This is a genomic window from Pseudomonas fluorescens group sp. PF-1, assembly GCF_054481335.1.
Genome location: NZ_JBTMNG010000002.1, coordinates 1,913,684 through 1,928,135, shown reverse-complemented (window position 1 = coordinate 1,928,135; position 14,452 = coordinate 1,913,684). Strand labels below are relative to the sequence as shown.

The 14,452-nt window shown below is 56.4% G+C and carries 16 protein-coding genes and 1 pseudogene; 6 read left to right on the top strand and 11 right to left on the bottom strand.

Features of this window, described 5'->3' with window-relative positions; translation table 11 throughout:
* Positions 1 to 37: 37 nt before the first annotated feature.
* Entirely contained in the window at positions 38 to 817 is a 780-nt protein-coding gene (locus tag ACX3YD_RS23665; RefSeq protein WP_090467601.1) for a cache domain-containing protein, read from the top strand.
* A gap of 76 nt (positions 818 to 893) precedes the next feature.
* Here the strand turns inward: ACX3YD_RS23665 and ACX3YD_RS23660 are convergent, their stop codons facing one another.
* From ACX3YD_RS23660 to ACX3YD_RS23650, 3 genes are all read right to left on the bottom strand, one after another.
* On the bottom strand, positions 894 to 1,298 hold the full coding sequence (locus ACX3YD_RS23660; protein ID WP_103406595.1) for a GFA family protein: 405 nt from the start codon (positions 1,296 to 1,298) through the stop codon (positions 894 to 896).
* Between the two features lie 37 nt (positions 1,299 to 1,335).
* Positions 1,336 to 2,334: a PAS domain-containing protein gene (locus tag ACX3YD_RS23655; protein ID WP_458961175.1), complete on the bottom strand. Its 999-nt coding sequence runs from the start codon at positions 2,332 to 2,334 to the stop codon at positions 1,336 to 1,338.
* A gap of 153 nt (positions 2,335 to 2,487) precedes the next feature.
* Entirely contained in the window at positions 2,488 to 4,002 is a 1,515-nt protein-coding gene (locus ACX3YD_RS23650) for an APC family permease (protein WP_458961174.1), read from the bottom strand.
* Positions 4,003 to 4,345: 343 nt separating this feature from the next.
* Here ACX3YD_RS23650 and ACX3YD_RS23645 point away from each other — a divergent pair, with 343 nt between their 5' ends.
* Complete coding sequence (locus ACX3YD_RS23645; RefSeq protein ID WP_158249417.1) at positions 4,346 to 4,501, top strand: hypothetical protein; 156 nt, start codon at positions 4,346 to 4,348, stop codon at positions 4,499 to 4,501.
* 66 nt (positions 4,502 to 4,567) lie between these two features.
* Here the strand turns inward: ACX3YD_RS23645 and lhgO are convergent, their stop codons facing one another.
* Both lhgO and glaH read right to left on the bottom strand, forming a co-directional pair.
* A complete protein-coding gene (gene lhgO / locus ACX3YD_RS23640; RefSeq protein ID WP_458961173.1) occupies positions 4,568 to 5,818 on the bottom strand; it encodes an L-2-hydroxyglutarate oxidase in 1,251 nt (416 codons plus the stop codon).
* A 65-nt stretch (positions 5,819 to 5,883) separates the two neighbouring features.
* Positions 5,884 to 6,870, bottom strand: coding sequence for a glutarate dioxygenase GlaH (glaH, locus tag ACX3YD_RS23635; RefSeq protein ID WP_103406592.1), 987 nt, complete (start codon positions 6,868 to 6,870; stop codon positions 5,884 to 5,886).
* Between the two features lie 190 nt (positions 6,871 to 7,060).
* On the opposite strand from glaH, the gene csiR reads away from it, so the two are divergent.
* Positions 7,061 to 7,759, top strand: a complete 699-nt coding sequence (gene csiR / locus ACX3YD_RS23630) for a DNA-binding transcriptional regulator CsiR (RefSeq protein WP_047526592.1) — start codon at positions 7,061 to 7,063, stop codon at positions 7,757 to 7,759.
* A gap of 83 nt (positions 7,760 to 7,842) precedes the next feature.
* On the top strand, positions 7,843 to 8,334 hold the full coding sequence (locus tag ACX3YD_RS23625; RefSeq protein ID WP_458961172.1) for a GNAT family N-acetyltransferase: 492 nt from the start codon (positions 7,843 to 7,845) through the stop codon (positions 8,332 to 8,334).
* 441 nt (positions 8,335 to 8,775) lie between these two features.
* On the opposite strand, the gene tam is transcribed toward ACX3YD_RS23625, so the two are convergent.
* On the bottom strand, positions 8,776 to 9,546 hold the full coding sequence (tam, locus tag ACX3YD_RS23620; RefSeq protein WP_458961171.1) for a trans-aconitate 2-methyltransferase: 771 nt from the start codon (positions 9,544 to 9,546) through the stop codon (positions 8,776 to 8,778).
* A 181-nt stretch (positions 9,547 to 9,727) separates the two neighbouring features.
* On the opposite strand from tam, the pseudogene ACX3YD_RS23615 reads away from it, so the two are divergent.
* Positions 9,728 to 9,814 (top strand): annotated as a pseudogene (locus ACX3YD_RS23615) (low affinity iron permease family protein); the annotation flags it as partial.
* A gap of 31 nt (positions 9,815 to 9,845) precedes the next feature.
* Here ACX3YD_RS23615 and ACX3YD_RS23610 read toward each other — a convergent pair.
* The 5 genes from ACX3YD_RS23610 to ACX3YD_RS23590 form a co-directional block, all read right to left on the bottom strand.
* On the bottom strand, positions 9,846 to 10,349 hold the full coding sequence (locus ACX3YD_RS23610) for a DUF4142 domain-containing protein (protein ID WP_103406588.1): 504 nt from the start codon (positions 10,347 to 10,349) through the stop codon (positions 9,846 to 9,848).
* 74 nt (positions 10,350 to 10,423) lie between these two features.
* Positions 10,424 to 10,582 carry a con-10 family general stress protein gene (locus ACX3YD_RS23605; protein ID WP_103406587.1) on the bottom strand — a complete coding sequence of 53 codons (159 nt, stop codon included), beginning with the start codon at positions 10,580 to 10,582 and terminating at the stop codon, positions 10,424 to 10,426.
* Between the two features lie 118 nt (positions 10,583 to 10,700).
* Positions 10,701 to 12,041, bottom strand: a complete 1,341-nt coding sequence (locus ACX3YD_RS23600) for a sensor domain-containing protein (RefSeq protein WP_103406603.1) — start codon at positions 12,039 to 12,041, stop codon at positions 10,701 to 10,703.
* Positions 12,042 to 12,130: 89 nt separating this feature from the next.
* The gene (locus tag ACX3YD_RS23595; protein ID WP_103406586.1) at positions 12,131 to 12,769 is read right to left on the bottom strand and encodes a LysE family translocator; all 639 of its coding nucleotides are present in this window, start codon (positions 12,767 to 12,769) and stop codon (positions 12,131 to 12,133) included.
* A gap of 87 nt (positions 12,770 to 12,856) precedes the next feature.
* On the bottom strand, positions 12,857 to 13,765 hold the full coding sequence (locus tag ACX3YD_RS23590; protein ID WP_458961170.1) for a LysR family transcriptional regulator: 909 nt from the start codon (positions 13,763 to 13,765) through the stop codon (positions 12,857 to 12,859).
* 77 nt (positions 13,766 to 13,842) lie between these two features.
* Here ACX3YD_RS23590 and ACX3YD_RS23585 point away from each other — a divergent pair, with 77 nt between their 5' ends.
* Positions 13,843 to 14,331: a DMT family transporter gene (locus ACX3YD_RS23585; protein WP_458961169.1), complete on the top strand. Its 489-nt coding sequence runs from the start codon at positions 13,843 to 13,845 to the stop codon at positions 14,329 to 14,331.
* Positions 14,332 to 14,452: the final 121 nt, after the last annotated feature.

Here is a 14,452-nt window from a genome sequence, read left to right as displayed (position 1 = left end):
GCTACTCACGGCATCAAGCTGAAACTGCGTTACGAGAATGCAACAGGGGCCCAACATCATGCCAGTACCACTTTTTCGCACCGACGCAGACGACTGCGCCGCTAGCATCAATGCTTCGATCGGTAACGTTTTCGACCAGTTGACGATCCTGGCAAACGAAGTCGTGGAGATTTGGAGACGTGAGGCTGCGCTGGGCAAGAAGCCCTCATCCAAAGACCTGGCCGTGCTTAAACCAAAAATCGATGCACAGCTCCAAGGCTCCAAATCATGCATTCACGGCACTGGCGTTGTGCTTGAGCCGGGAGAGCTGGAAGACTGCGAGATGTACCTTGAGTGGTGGAGAATGGGGGCTGCGGGCAAGGTCGTACCCATGACCCTCAACTTCAATCGCCGCAGCGAAAGCTTCTACAACTACCAGAGCATGCAGTGGTTTGCTCGCCCGAAAAATACAGGAAGCAATGTTGTCATAGGCCCTTACGTCGATCTTTACGGGGCCGATACGTACATATTGACCTTCTCCCTGCCTATCCACGTTGATGGTCGTTTCGTGGGTATCGCCGGTGCGGACATCGCCTTGCATAAGTTCGAACGAATCCTGCTTTCCAGCCTGATCAAAATGGAAAACGAAGCCCTGATCGTATCCGAGGAAGGTCGCGTCATCGCTGCCAACACGGCCAATTGGACGGTCGGAGATATGGCTCATCACGCAATGAATCGCCAGGAAACAGGTTGTCGGGTTATCGAACTCGGCGAAGCCGCTGCGCACTGGTCGCTGGTGCAGCGCCCCTGCAAGCGAAAACACCGAGGCGCGGCATAAGCCGACACATTTCGCCGTAGAGAGGCTTAAGCCTCTCTACGCAGCACGAAACCCTTTTCGCCCCACCTCTTCCAAATCATTCGGTGCCTCGATCAAGCGCATGGTTGGCCCCATTGCTCATCGAGACATGCTCCAGCGCCGCCGGATCCACGCCATCCAGACAACCTATGTTGTAGCCGCATTGGGTCGGATCGGAGCGCCTCACGTTATGCGTGTAGATACCGCATCGAGAACAGAAGTAATGGCACGCAACGCCCGTATGGAAACGATAGGCCGTCAGAACATCCGCACCCTGGGTGATGCGTATGCCGGATAGCGCTACAGTCCCCATCACTGCGCCTTTGCGCCTGCAGAGCGAACAGTTGCATCGCTTGGGGTCGACCACCCCATCAGGAAGATCCAGCTCAAACACCACCGCGCCGCAATGGCAGGATGCAGTATGGGTCGGCTGGATGATGGTTTTACCAATACGTTTTATCATCGCGAAACACCGGCGCAAGCGACCTGCTTATACAGGCTCACTCACCACTCACTGAGACGTTCGACAGCATTGAGTGGATCTGCTGAGTGGCCTCCTGCGTTCTTGAAGCGAGCTTTTTTACTTCATCAGCCACAACAGAAAACCCACGCCCCGAATCCCCTGCCCTCGCCGCTTCAATCGCGGCATTAAGCGCGAGCATGGTTGTTTGATCTGCAATGGCCTTTATCACTCCAAGAGCAGTGGAAATTTGAGCATAGGTTGCCTGCATGGCCGCCTGCTCCCGCTGACGTAACTCGATGGCATGCCGCTCGGAAGAAATGTCTCGAACGGCGCCAATCAGCCTGCAGACCTTGCCGTCAACCCCCGTCATGGCCCGCCCCCGCTCTCGATACCAAACCATACCCCGCTGCTTATGCCTCATTTGATACTCAACGACGTAATGGTCGGCGCTTTGCGGAGCCCGTACGTATTCTTCGATAATCTTCAGCATCCTGGGGAGATCGTCGGGATCAACGATCTGGTTATACGTTTCCCAGCCATCGAGAAACTCCGAATCTGAATAGCCAACCAGTTCCTTGAACTGACGAGACCAACGAAGCTCATTGGAGGGATGCTCCAGGTCTCCGTCAACGATCTTGAGATCCCAACAGCCTTCCGTGAGGGTCTGTTTGACAAGCTCCCACACTTGCGCCTCCCCACTCAGTGCAGTCATTTCCTTATTGATCGACTCGAAGGCCAGGTTTTTCTCAGCGGAACATTGATTCAGGTAAGCGACCTCACTTGTCAGTGCGCTGATTTTATCCGCGCTGGCGGTTGCGTTTTGCGCCCCGTTCTCTTGCGCCTGCTTCAGGCTCTCAACCTGGTCCTCCAACGCTTTTATCCGCTCGGCCAGAGCGAACACATTTGAATGCGTCGTAGCATGACCATTTTTCAACAACTGCAAACTGTCCGGGGTCAGAGGCTCTTGCCCCAGCAGTGCATGCAGGGCGCGATCCACCTCATTAAACTCTGCACTCAACGAACCTTTGAACCACATCACGTTGCTCCTTTGCTGCGCAACTCAGCCATAGTTTTCTGGTGCTTCCGACCTTCAAGCTGACATCGGCACGCTAGAGACAGCCAACAATTGGAATGCCCTCAGAAACAAAAAAAACGCCCTTCTTAAAGAGCGTTTTGATTACGTCGGAAACTATGCGGTGGTTCTTCGAACCGAGCCGGTTACAACGCCCCCCCTCGATGGAATTGCGTCTCCGTAAATGGCTGCGCTGCGTAAATGAGGGCGGGCAATCCACATGTAGAGGAAGCCGACCGCGATGACAGCGAAGGAAGACAACACAACAATCCAGTTGTCATACCACAGTGCATTGGGTGTGCGTGGCCAGCCGATGTTCACCATAGCGGCAACTCCATAGACGAGCGCGCCAACGTTGGTGATCAAACCAAGCGATCCAAGCTGGTACTCGCCGCTTGGTTTCCAGCCTTTCAAGCGAGCTCGCAGAGCAGCTAGAACGACCATCTGGAACGCGATATAGATGCCTACCGCCGAGAAGGAAATAATCTTCAACAGCGCATCAGCAGAAATCATCGAGCCGACGACAATCACACCAGGCAAAAGCGCCGACAACAGCAAGGCATAAGGCGGGACATGACGCTCATGAGAAAACCTGGAAAGCAGGCTGCTGGCAAAAATCATCTTGTCGCGAGCGTACGCATAGATCAGTCGACTGGCCGCAGCTTGCAGGCTCATCACGCAAGAGAGGAAGGAGATCAGCACGACGCACAGCACTGCAGTGGATCCCACCGGGCCAAACGCATTGGCCAGAATGGCGGACACTGGATCAGCAAGAGTGCCATTGATAACCGCGCCAATATCGACCACCGACATAATCAGGGCAAAGCAGACGAAGGTGGCTGCAACACCGCCAATGTAAATCGTGCGACGCATCGATTTGGGGATACGCAGACCGGGCTCCGGGACTTCCTCGGCGACATCGCCACAGGCCTCGAATCCGTAGTACTGGAAGACACCGATAAGGCTAGCGGCCAGGAATGCTGCGGTGTATGAGCCGGTACTCTCCGAACCGAACGTATTGAAGAAAATGCTCATATCGTGGTGACGCTCAAACACCAGCAGGTACACGCCTACCACCAACGCCCCCATTATTTCGGCGAAGAACCCGATCAGCGCTGCCTGCGCCAAGACCTTGGTGCCCATCATGTTGATGGCTGTCGCAATGGCCAGGATCACCAATGCACAGATTACGTTTGCACCCACCGTAGGCTCGAACCCGACAACTGAAGCGGTGTATGGCGCTGCGCCATATGCCACCCCTGCAATGGTCGAGAACATCGCCATCACGTAAACCCACCCTGTCATCCATGCCCACTTGCGACCCCAAAGGCGACGCGCCCAGGGGTATACACCTCCTGCGAGCGGGAATTGGGAAACGATCTCACCAAACACGAGCGCCACCAGAAGTTGGCCAACACCGGCGATGAGCAATGCCCAAATCATCGGAGGGCCGCCCAGCATCAGAGATGAGGCGAACAGGGTGTAAATGCCGACGACCGGCGAGAGATAAGTGAAGCCCAACGCAAAGTTCGCCCAAAGGCTCATATCGCGTTTGAATTCGGACTGGTATCCCAGGGATGCAAGACGCTCGGCGTCAGCGTCAACCGGGGAATTCACGGGATGATTCGTCATGGTGCAACCTCGTATTTTTGTGTTCTCGGCAGCGACGTAGAAGGGGGGGCCATCTAGCATTTTTTTGCTCTTGTAAACGCGAACGCTCATCGCAGGCCTAGAAATACCGCCAAATACATTTGAAGTCAAAGGAAAATGTTTTACCTCTGACCTATTGGCAAAAATCCCCGTAAAGACTGGCCAAAAACCTGATACAGGCACCAAACCAACAACCAAAACACGAAAAAATTGGCCAGAGATGATCAAAAAAACGGCAGATTTCGTTGACAATACATATGGATTAGAGTTTTATATGATGCAGCGCCAGGCATGCAGCCGGCCTTGACCCATCAGGAGGCTTCTCATGCGTGAAATAATCGGTGCATTCGAGATCGGAGTGATGCCGGCCCCAGAGGCGGAGGAGCTGATCAGTGAATCCAAAACAGATCAACGAAACGCTTGGCCACTGCTCGCCGCATTGTTCGTTCAGGTTTTTGCCTGCCTGAGTCTGGCTCGTTGAGGATCCGAGCTTGCCCAAGCCCTTTCCTGGCTCAAAAAAAGCCGCTATCGCTAGCGGCTTTATCATTTATACGAACGCCCTGGCATCCGCTGGACCGACCTTCGGAGCGGCGAAGAACGCCCGCTCACCGATTTGCTCTTTGACCTTGCTTACGATGTAGGCGCCGATAGGAATGGCCGAGGTGGCGGCTGGGGAAGGTGCGTTACACACATTCACGCTCCTCTTCGTATTGACGAACAAGAAGTCATCAATCAGCTTACCGCTGTTCGAAACAGCCTGGGCACGAACCCCGGCGGGGTACGGTGTCAGATCCTCTTTATTGATCGACGGACAGTATTTCTGCACTTGCTTGAGATAGCCGCTCTTGAACAGAGAATTCCTCATCTCTATCAGGCCAGGTTTGAAGTTTGCCTTCAAAACCTTCAAGACCCCGAGCGAGGTGAAGATTTCAAACATATCCCCCAGGGAGAAATCAGTTTTCTTGTACCCCTCACGCTTGAGCGCCAATACAGCGTTCGGCCCTACGGTGACCGTGCCGTCAATCATACGAGTCAGATGCACACCCAAAAATGGCATCGACGGATCAGGGATGGGGTAGATCAAGTGATTGACGATCTGATTGTGTTGCTTGGGCAACAGGTAGTATTCGCCCCTGAAAGGACAAATCTGGAACTCGGGTTCGAGCCCCAGCATCCTGACGACCCGATCAGCCATCAAGCCTGAGCATGAAATCAGAAAACGGGCCTGGTAAACGCCTGTCGACGTCGTGACCACGACCTCGTCCGCTCGCTCATCGAGAGCCGTCACTTCAGAGTTGTAGCGAATGACGCCGCCCGCTTTCATAAACTCTGCAGCCATCTGTCGAGTGACTTCGGCGTAATTCACGATGCCACTGGAAGGGACGAAGATTCCCGCCAACCCGACAATATTCGGTTCTCTTTCCCGAAGCTCGGCAGCTGAAAGCCATTCACGCTCAAGGCCATTGGCCTCAGTGCGCTCCCAAAGGGCTTTCATTCGTTCCTTCTCAATTTCATTCGTCGCCACAAGCATTTTGCCGCAGGCGTCATAACGAATTCCGTGCTGATCACAGAAGGCTTTCGTTGCCCGGTTTCCTTCCAGGCAAAACTTGGCTTTCAGACTGCCAGGCGTGTAGTAAACACCCGCATGGATCACCCCACTGTTATGACCGGTCTGATGCTGGGCAGGACCCGATTCTTTTTCCAGCAACAGAATTTTTGCATCCGGGTATTCAGATGCCATTTGCATGGCTGTAGACATTCCCACAATGCCGCCACCAATGATTACAAAGTCGTACACAGCTATCACCTCACAAGGATGGCGGACAGGGAACGGGCCGCAGTCGCCTGCGGCCCCTCCGTCAATTAGTTGGATGTCTGGCCGTGGTGGTGACCCACCTTCGGATAGCTGAAGTAGCCGCGTTGACGCATCAGTTCGCGACGCAGGCCTGGATGCGCTGCGAAGCGGTCGCGTCCGTGAAGCCAGAACAAGTTGTTGATCAACACGAACGAACCCACCGCAACGGGAATAGACAACTTCGCCTGACTGGTTTCCAGCGACTCACCGAGTTCGAAAAGCCAGGTGCCCTCTTCGAAGTTTTCAGGCTGAACAAATTGATCGATGTAGCGCATGGTCGGACGCCCCTCACCATCCGTATCAAAGATGGAATGGAACACGTCCTCTTTGACGTTCTTGCTCGGTGGAGCTGTCCAGCGCAGGGAGCGGCGAGCCAATGGGTGCTTGTAGAACTTATTCAGATCAGCCCAGTCGTCGAGGTGCAACAGCAAGGAGTTGCCACCTTCCATGTTTTGCTCGTCGATCTTCATCATCAGGACGTAGTCAGTGATCTGATTCACGAACGTTCCGTCGTTGTGCAGCTCCATCACACGATGTGGCGCACGCAGGTAGCTGTCCGAGTTATCAACGTTCTCTACGACGAAGCGTGCATAAAACTGGCCGCTCATCGCATCGAAATTAGAACGCCCCAGCAGGTGCGCTACGGCGGTTGAAAACTTGACCATGTCTTCTGCCTGGGAGACATCGTTCAGCCCTTCCGGCTTCACCAACAGACCACCCGTTTCGCGATCCATCAGCGTGTTGACCAAAACCGGACGCAGCGTCTCGCCACAAATTCCGTCCAGGATTTTGCCAATCTGAAAGCGCAAAAACGACTTGTACTCAAGTGCCTGAACTGGCCATTGGGACACGGCAGAGAGAAACGCGTCGACGGTGACCTTGGGGAATGTGAGCTCCAGGAAGCGCTTGGACTGAGCAGAAGGCTTGAGAGAGAAACCCACGCACTCAGTGGGCTGTTGCATTACCGGAGCGTTGATCTGAGAGAAGGCGTTCATTGCTGTGTCCTGGCGTAGTGAGTGTGGGCGCTTTCCAGGGCGTCTGGTGAAGCGACGGTCAAAAAATATCGCCACTAAATAAAAATGTCTACATTTTTAAAATACGTAGATAGAAAATGATTTAGTAGCCATTCGGCGAGCCTTTTGAAATGTGAGTATGATTAGGAAAATTTGACGATGAGTGGTCGCTATGGAAGAGCTTGAGCCAAAGCAGAAATCTACTTTCGATGGTTACGAAAGGCTCAAGAAGGACATTATTCGTGGCGTATTTCCGGCTGGACAAAAGCTGCTGATGAGCGCCCTGAAAGATCGATATGGTCTTGGGGTTGGCCCACTCAGAGAGGCTTTGTCTCAGCTCGTCGCGGAACACCTGGTCATTGCGATTAACCAGAAGGGCTATCGGGTAGCCCCCATGTCGTTGGAAGAAATGCGCGACATCTACGACGCGCGCGCCAACCTGGAAGCCATGATCCTCACGCTCGCGATCGAACGAGGCGATGACTCGTGGGAAGCCTCGATCCTGGCGCGAACTCACACGCTATCGAAAGTCATGGAGCTCAGAACGCAGGAGCAAATGCTCGAGATATGGGACTCTCGACATAAGGCGTTTCATAGTGCGATAGCCTCCGGGTGCGGATCCAAGCATCTGCTGCAACTAAGATCGCAACTGCTGGACCAGGCTGAGAGGTACAGACACCTGTGGCTCAAAAGCACTGTCTTTTCCGAAGAGGCACTTCGTCAAAAAAGGGTCGAGCATGCAACCCTCGTTGACGCAATCCTTGCTCGCGATGCGGTAAAGGCGAGCGCCCTGATGAGGGAGCATCTGATGACACCTGTTCCTATCATTTCAGAAATAATTAAAAACTCGATGCCGGCATTACACGCGTAGTCCACAAATGAAAGGGGCCTCTGAACAAGCCCCTTTTGCATTCAAACTACCTTGGCCGAATTCACAGACCTCAAGGACGCGCGATGATATTGCAATACAGGCCAGTGACGGCGGCTGACATCAAAACCATCTGCAGCTTTCCCCTTAACGCTCAGGAACTGTTTTATATGTTCCCGAAAGCTCAATACCCTCTGACGGAAGCTCAGCTGTCTAACGCGATTACCCAACGATTCGACTCGACGATTGTCGAGGCCGGGAACAGCGTCGTTGGCTTTGCCAACTTTTATCGGGCTGAGACGGGTGGGGTTTGCTGTATCGGCAATGTCATCGTTGCCCAGCAGGCACGAGGTAACGGTGTGGCGACCTTCATCGTGGAGACGATGACGGCTCTGGCGTTCGAGCGCTATGACGCCAAAGAGGTGCAGATCTCGTGTTTCAATGAAAATACCGCTGGCTTGTTGCTTTATCCAAAACTCGGCTTCTTGCCCTTTGCTGTCGAAGAGAGAACGTCTCTGGATGGTCGCAGATCAGCGCTCATCCATATGACCCGCAGTCGAGCGGGCCGACCAGAATAGTCACCTTGAAAGCCCGCTCATGATCGGGTTCAGGTGCTTCAGTACTGAATGGCAGGCGAACGCGTGACCCACGGACTGGCCGAAGAACGCGAATGGCCGATGATGTTGCTGGTTGGTGTTCAGCGTTGAACTGACCCCTTGCCGGCCCCGGCACTCGTATTGTTTGCGTATAGATCCGCGCACGCCCGTAAAGAAGCCATCGTACTGCGTTGAACCCACTGGCAGATACCTTATGCTCCGGGCTCACCTTCCGCCCCCCGAGATCAACATGCAAAATTCAGAGTTGGGAATCATGATCATTTCATTGATCGGGTTGTTCGGCTTTGCTTCGTTTGTTTTTGAGTACTTGAGCGCCAGACGCTCGAAGAGAAGTAAACCGCAGTGATGTTTCCAGGCGATCAAAAAAAGGGGGCAGATGCATCATCTACCCCCTTTCTTGCATCAGCGCGTCGCCACCAGAAACAACCGCGGAAACGGCAGCAGCACCCAACCATCGGCCTGCGCCGGATAAGCCTGCTCGACGGCGGCCAGATACAGCTTCAGATATTCAGCCCGTTCCGCCTCATCCAGTGGATCGAGAAACGGCCGCAAACCACTGCCCTTGAACCACTCGACCACGCCCGAAGCACCGCCTGCGAGTGGATGATGATACGTGGTGCGCCACACATCGACCCGAGCGCAGTGAGGTTTGAGCATTGAGTAATAGCCGCTGGCATCGGCCATCTGCGTGCGTTGACCGGACGCGCCGGTCAGTTTGGTAGCCCAGGGACCACTCGCCGCCACTTCGCGCATCAAGCGATGCGAGGGTTCATTGAGATTGTCCGGCATCTGGATCGCCAGGCTGCCACCCGGTGCAAGTTTGCTCACCAATGAAGGCAGCAACGTGCCGTGATCAGGCAGCCACTGCAACACCGCATTGGCGAAAATCACATCGAATGGGCCAGTTTCGTTCCAGCAATCAATGTCCGCGATATCGAACCGCACCTGCGGCAAACGCTTGCGGGCGGCCTCGATCATGTCGGTCGAACTGTCCAGCCCGCGCACCGTGGCGTTGGCAAAGCGCTCCACCAGCAACTCGGTCGAGTTACCGGGACCACATCCGATATCGATCGCCGAGCGCACATCACCGGCGGGAATGGCCGCCAGCAGGTCACGGGCGGGACGGGTGCGTTCATCTTCAAAAGCGACGTACTGTTTGGCGGACCAACTCATTGCGTTCTCCTGTCGGTGCGTTGTCCTTGGACCGCTACGATACCGCGACAGGCGAGACCAAAGGTTTCAGAACACAGACTTTTGCGCCGCACCGTCACTCCCGCCGAATTTTCTTCCCGCCCCCACTGCCTGAAATTCACGCGCCCTCAGATAAGGAACACGGCCATGAAATCCGCAAAAAATCCCTCAGAAACTTGCCCTGTGGACCGGCAGTCCCAAGACGTTCATCGGGGCGATCATTCTGATTTTCCTGAGGGGGCTGAGCGGGCGGCACTGGGTCACCCGCGTGATCGAACGATCTAACGACTGGCTTGCAATGCCCTGGCCATCTGCAGGTGATGTTGCAGCTTGGGCAACGTCTCTTCAGCGAACGCCTTGATCTCAGGCACATCCGTGGTTTGCGCTTCCTGCTGAAGCTGTGCGATGGCTTCTTCGGTGGACTTCACCTGACTGGCCGCATAGGCCTCATCGAAGTTCGCGCCGTCCAAGACTTGCGGCATCAAGGCCTTGGCCTTATCGGCCACCTGCTCACGCGGGGCCACCGGCAAATCCAGCTGTTTGGCGATTTTTGCCAGGTGTTGGTTGGCGGTGGTGCGATCGTTGATCACGACGATGGTGTAGTCCTTGACCTCTTTGGATTCCGACTTCTGGTGCGCCAGACGACTGGTCTCGATATCGGCGATGCCCTGGGCCGACGCATCGTTGATGAACTCGGCGGGGGACTGGGCGAAGGCACTGCTGGCACACAGGCCCAGTAACGTGGCGAAACCGGTGTTGCGTATTTGGGTGGCCATCCGCTTCATGGTCGCGCCCTCCTCAGTAAACATTCAAACGGGAGCTTTCGCCCCCGCTTCTCAATCAAAACCACCTTCATCCACTACTTGGATTTCTGTCCGGGCTTGCGACCCATGTCGGGTTTCGCTGGCTCTTTATCGACAGTCGTGGTGGTGGTTTTCCCACTCTTGCGACCGGCTTCAGACGCCTTGGTTCGATCGTTGGCGAAATTTCCCGAGTTCGAGTTTCTTGAATTAGGCATGATTCTCTACCTCTTGGTGATGATCGCGGCGAGCTGGCGCCCGCATAGAATCTGAATGGGCGCGATGCAAAAGGTTTAGAAAAAAACGGCGATGCCACGACGAACGGTGGAGCGCGATTCAGACGAGCCGCAGGTGATGCTCGCGCTTGGCGGTGTACATCGCCTCATCGGCGTGCCTGAACAGCTGCTTTTCCTCCGTGCCGTGCTCGGGGTACTGGGCGACGCCGATGCTTGGCTGAATGTTGAGGCTGTGGCCGTCCAGGCGCAGGGGTTGGGCCAGGACCTGACGGATTTTCACGGCCACGCCGTCGGCATCTCCCGAAGCGTGAATACTGTGTAACAACACCACAAACTCATCGCCGCCAATACGCGCCACCGTATCGGTTTCACGCACGCAGCCCTTGAGCCGATTGGCCACGGTTTGCAGCAACATGTCGCCAACCGCATGCCCGTGGGTGTCGTTGACCTCCTTGAAGCGGTCAAGATCGACATACAGCAAAGCCAAGCGTCCGCAGTCGTCACGCGCCGCTTCCAATGCAGCCTTGAGCCGGTCGCGCAGCAATTCGCGGTTAGGCAGTTGTGTCAGTTGGTCGTACTGGGCCATGCGCTCCAGGCGCGCGTGCAATTGCTTGCGCTCGATCGCAGTCGCGACCTGCGCGCAGACGTACTGCAACAACTCTTTATCCTGCTCGGTGTAGCGCTCACTGCCCGGCATGCTTTTGACGATCAGTGCGCCAATGGTGCCGTTTTGCGAGTTCAGCGGCACGCCGAGCCAGCACGGCGTGTTCTGCGCGCTCTCTTGCCTCTCGAACCCCGCAGGTCGATCCTCCTGATCCGGGGTCAGCAGGATCGGCTGGCCGCTGCGGACCACCTCGGCACACAGGCGGCCGGTCATCGTGCAAGGCTGCTCGGGTTCGTGGGCATCAACGTGATAGGGGAAACTCAGCTCGGCACCGTGATCGTCATACAACGCCACGGAAAAATTCAGCGCTGGCAGCCATTCGCCAATGATCAGATGAATACGCTTGAACAGCGCCAATAGATCTTCCGCTGCATGCGCCGCCTCGGAAATCGCATACAGCGCTGCTTGCCGGGACTCGGCTTGCTTGCGCTCGGTGATGTCACGCGCCACGGCAATACGCAATTGATCGACCTCCGACCAGCGTGCCGACCAGAGGATGTGCGCCACCCGGCCATCCTTGCGCAGGTAGCGGTTTTCGAAATTGAGCCGGGGCTCACCGCCCATGATCTCCCGGGCGGCATCGAGGGTGCGCTGACGATCGGCCGGGTGCACCAGCTCGATCATCGGTCGACCGATCAACTCTTCAGGGCTGTAGCCGAAAATGCGCTCGCAGGCGGCACTGACAAAAACGAAGCGACCTTGTTTGTCGACCGCGCAAACGGCGTCCAACAAGAGGTCGATGTAGCTCGCCAGCGGCGCGGAATTTCTGGTGGTCATGGCGCTGAATGCATGTCCGGACAATGCGGTAATAAAAAACATCCCTGACCGTTAGAACCTGTGTCACCGAGGCTTCCCTGTACCCGGCTTCAAGCCTTGTTCGTCACCAGGCCCGGCACGGCATGCACCAGGGCGTTGATGGCGAAACCGATGAACATTAACCCGCAAAGCCGGGTGATGGCCAGTTCATGGCGCTGATACAAGGTACGCACCCGCTGCGCACCGACGACGCCAATGAGAATAGCGTAGGCGATAAGACCGCCCACGAAACTCAGCAGGATCAGCCACGGCAACATCGACCAGGTCAGTAATTCTGCTCGGCTCGACAACAAGGCGGTAAACGTGGCCACGGCCACCGGGTAAGCCTTCGGATTGGTCAGGCCAAACAGGATGCCATGCCAGAACGGCTGCCGCGCCGGCCCTTGCGGCGCCTGGGCACTGCTGCGACGCGCCCGCACCGCACGCCAGCCGAGCCAGAACAGATAGAGCCCGCTGAGCACGCCCAGCACATCGAACGCCGTGCTGCCGATCTCCCGCGCCCCGACAATCGCCACCAGCGCAGTGCCGCACCAGACCACGTCCCCCAGCAAATGCCCGCAGAGGAACCCCGCCCCGGCCCGTCGCCCATGGGCCGCGCCAATGCCGAATACGGCCAGCACGCCGGGGCCTGGCGTAATCCCGTAAATAAAACCCGAGGCAAGAACAGCCATTAACAGCGACGGGGTCATGGGAAGTCCTTTTGAACTGTTTGGTGAGTGGACGCCAGTCTATATCAGCTCATTGGGCATTGATTGACTGATCGTCGAAGAACTTCATCAGCGTTTTATCCCCTCTGCGATTCGTTGATTCAACCAGTTCAACGCCTGATCCCCGCCCCGCCGCTGGTGCCACGCCAACACAAAGGTAAACGACGGAATATGAAACGGCGCAGGCACGACGATCAGCGACGCCTCGTCGAGGTCGCGCAAGCCGCGGGAGGCAACGGTCAAAATCAAATCCGTGCCACTGATCAACTGCGGGGCGACATTCCAGTGCGGCAGGCTGACCGCCACGCGCCGCCGTTCATGCAGCGCGGTCAGGGCGCGCTCGATTTCCGGCGTGCCACTGCCGCGCATTTCCAGCAAAACGTGGGGGCGCGCCAGGTAGGCCGGCAGGTCGAGGGTTGCGTCGGCCGGCAAACTGTCGCGATCCACCAGGCAGGCGTAGTGCTCTTCGAACAGCGGGGTGCTGCGCAGTTCGTTGGGCATTTCCGGGAACACACCGACGGCGATGTCGATGTCACCGTTGAGTATCCCGTCGAGCATGCCTTCGCGGCTGGCGTGACTGATTTGCAGATCGATGCCCGGAGCTTCACTTCGCAACGTGCGGATCAAGCCAGGCAGGACGATGGCGGCACCGTAATCGGACATGGCCAGGCGAAAGGTGCGCCGGGTGGTCGCCGGATCAAAGGCATTGGGCGCCAGCAGCGATTGCACCTGGGCCAGGGCTTCGGTCAACGGCGCCATAAGCTCCATCGCCCGCGAGGTCGGCACCAGGCCGGCACCTGCCCGCACCAACAACGGATCGCCCAGCAGATCGCGCAAACGCGCCAGGGCATGGCTGACGGCCGGCTGACTCAGGTGCAAACGTTCAGCCGCCCGGGTGACGTGTTGCTCGCTGAGCAAGGCGTCGAGAATCACCAGCAAATTGAGATCGATGCGGCGCAGATCATTCATTCGATGCATGTTCTGGATAGTAAAACGGAATTTAAATCTGCGCGACGAATACTCTAGAGTCCAGCAAAACCTGCTGGAGAATGATCATGAGTACGTTGCATGGGATCGGCCTGTTATTGCTGGCCGTGATTGCCGGGGCGGTGGTGCCTTTTCAGAGTGCGATCAACGCGAACCTTGGACGGGGCCTGGGACATCCGTTATGGGCCACCTTGGCCTCGTTGCTGGTGAGTATCCTCGTGCTGTTGCCGATCATGCTGGCGATGCGCGTGCCGTTGCCATCAGTGGCGTTCATCAGCAAGGCGCCCCTTTGGATGTGGGCCGGCGGTGCGTTCGGGGTCTGCTTCATTTCCCTGGCCCTGGTGCTACTGCCCAAACTCGGCGCCTCGGGGTTCATGGCGTTGGCGTTGGCCGGGCAAGTGGTCGCGTCATTGGTGCTGGATCACTTCGGGTGGTTTGGGTTGGTGCAGCGGCAGGTGAGCTTGCCGCGGGTATTAGGCGCATTGTTATTGATTGGCGGTGTGGTGTTGATTCAGTTTGGTGGAACACATGACAAAGCACTGGCGGCGGTGGGTTAAGGGATCGCCACAAGGTCATGCTGACGAGAAGTATTGGCGGGACCGCCAGCCCTCAGCCCTGGCCGCTGTCATTGTCATGCACGTTGCTGGCCTTGGGCGCGCTGCTTTGCGTGGTGCTCGC

What these genes read in the sequence shown, in the direction of transcription:
- ACX3YD_RS23665 (WP_090467601.1), top strand. Translation starts at nt 38, where the DNA reads ATGCAACAGGGGCCCAACATCATGCCAGTACCACTTTTTCGCACCGAC.
- ACX3YD_RS23660 (WP_103406595.1), bottom strand. Translation starts at nt 1,298, where the DNA reads ATGATAAAACGTATTGGTAAAACCATCATCCAGCCGACCCATACTGCA.
- ACX3YD_RS23655 (WP_458961175.1), bottom strand. Translation starts at nt 2,334, where the DNA reads ATGTGGTTCAAAGGTTCGTTGAGTGCAGAGTTTAATGAGGTGGATCGC.
- ACX3YD_RS23650 (WP_458961174.1), bottom strand. Translation starts at nt 4,002, where the DNA reads ATGACGAATCATCCCGTGAATTCCCCGGTTGACGCTGACGCCGAGCGT.
- ACX3YD_RS23645 (WP_158249417.1), top strand. Translation starts at nt 4,346, where the DNA reads ATGCGTGAAATAATCGGTGCATTCGAGATCGGAGTGATGCCGGCCCCA.
- glaH (WP_103406592.1), bottom strand. Translation starts at nt 6,870, where the DNA reads ATGAACGCCTTCTCTCAGATCAACGCTCCGGTAATGCAACAGCCCACT.
- csiR (WP_047526592.1), top strand. Translation starts at nt 7,061, where the DNA reads ATGGAAGAGCTTGAGCCAAAGCAGAAATCTACTTTCGATGGTTACGAA.
- ACX3YD_RS23625 (WP_458961172.1), top strand. Translation starts at nt 7,843, where the DNA reads ATGATATTGCAATACAGGCCAGTGACGGCGGCTGACATCAAAACCATC.
- tam (WP_458961171.1), bottom strand. Translation starts at nt 9,546, where the DNA reads ATGAGTTGGTCCGCCAAACAGTACGTCGCTTTTGAAGATGAACGCACC.
- ACX3YD_RS23610 (WP_103406588.1), bottom strand. Translation starts at nt 10,349, where the DNA reads ATGAAGCGGATGGCCACCCAAATACGCAACACCGGTTTCGCCACGTTA.
- ACX3YD_RS23605 (WP_103406587.1), bottom strand. Translation starts at nt 10,582, where the DNA reads ATGCCTAATTCAAGAAACTCGAACTCGGGAAATTTCGCCAACGATCGA.
- ACX3YD_RS23600 (WP_103406603.1), bottom strand. Translation starts at nt 12,041, where the DNA reads ATGACCACCAGAAATTCCGCGCCGCTGGCGAGCTACATCGACCTCTTG.
- ACX3YD_RS23595 (WP_103406586.1), bottom strand. Translation starts at nt 12,769, where the DNA reads ATGACCCCGTCGCTGTTAATGGCTGTTCTTGCCTCGGGTTTTATTTAC.
- ACX3YD_RS23590 (WP_458961170.1), bottom strand. Translation starts at nt 13,765, where the DNA reads ATGCATCGAATGAATGATCTGCGCCGCATCGATCTCAATTTGCTGGTG.
- ACX3YD_RS23585 (WP_458961169.1), top strand. Translation starts at nt 13,843, where the DNA reads ATGAGTACGTTGCATGGGATCGGCCTGTTATTGCTGGCCGTGATTGCC.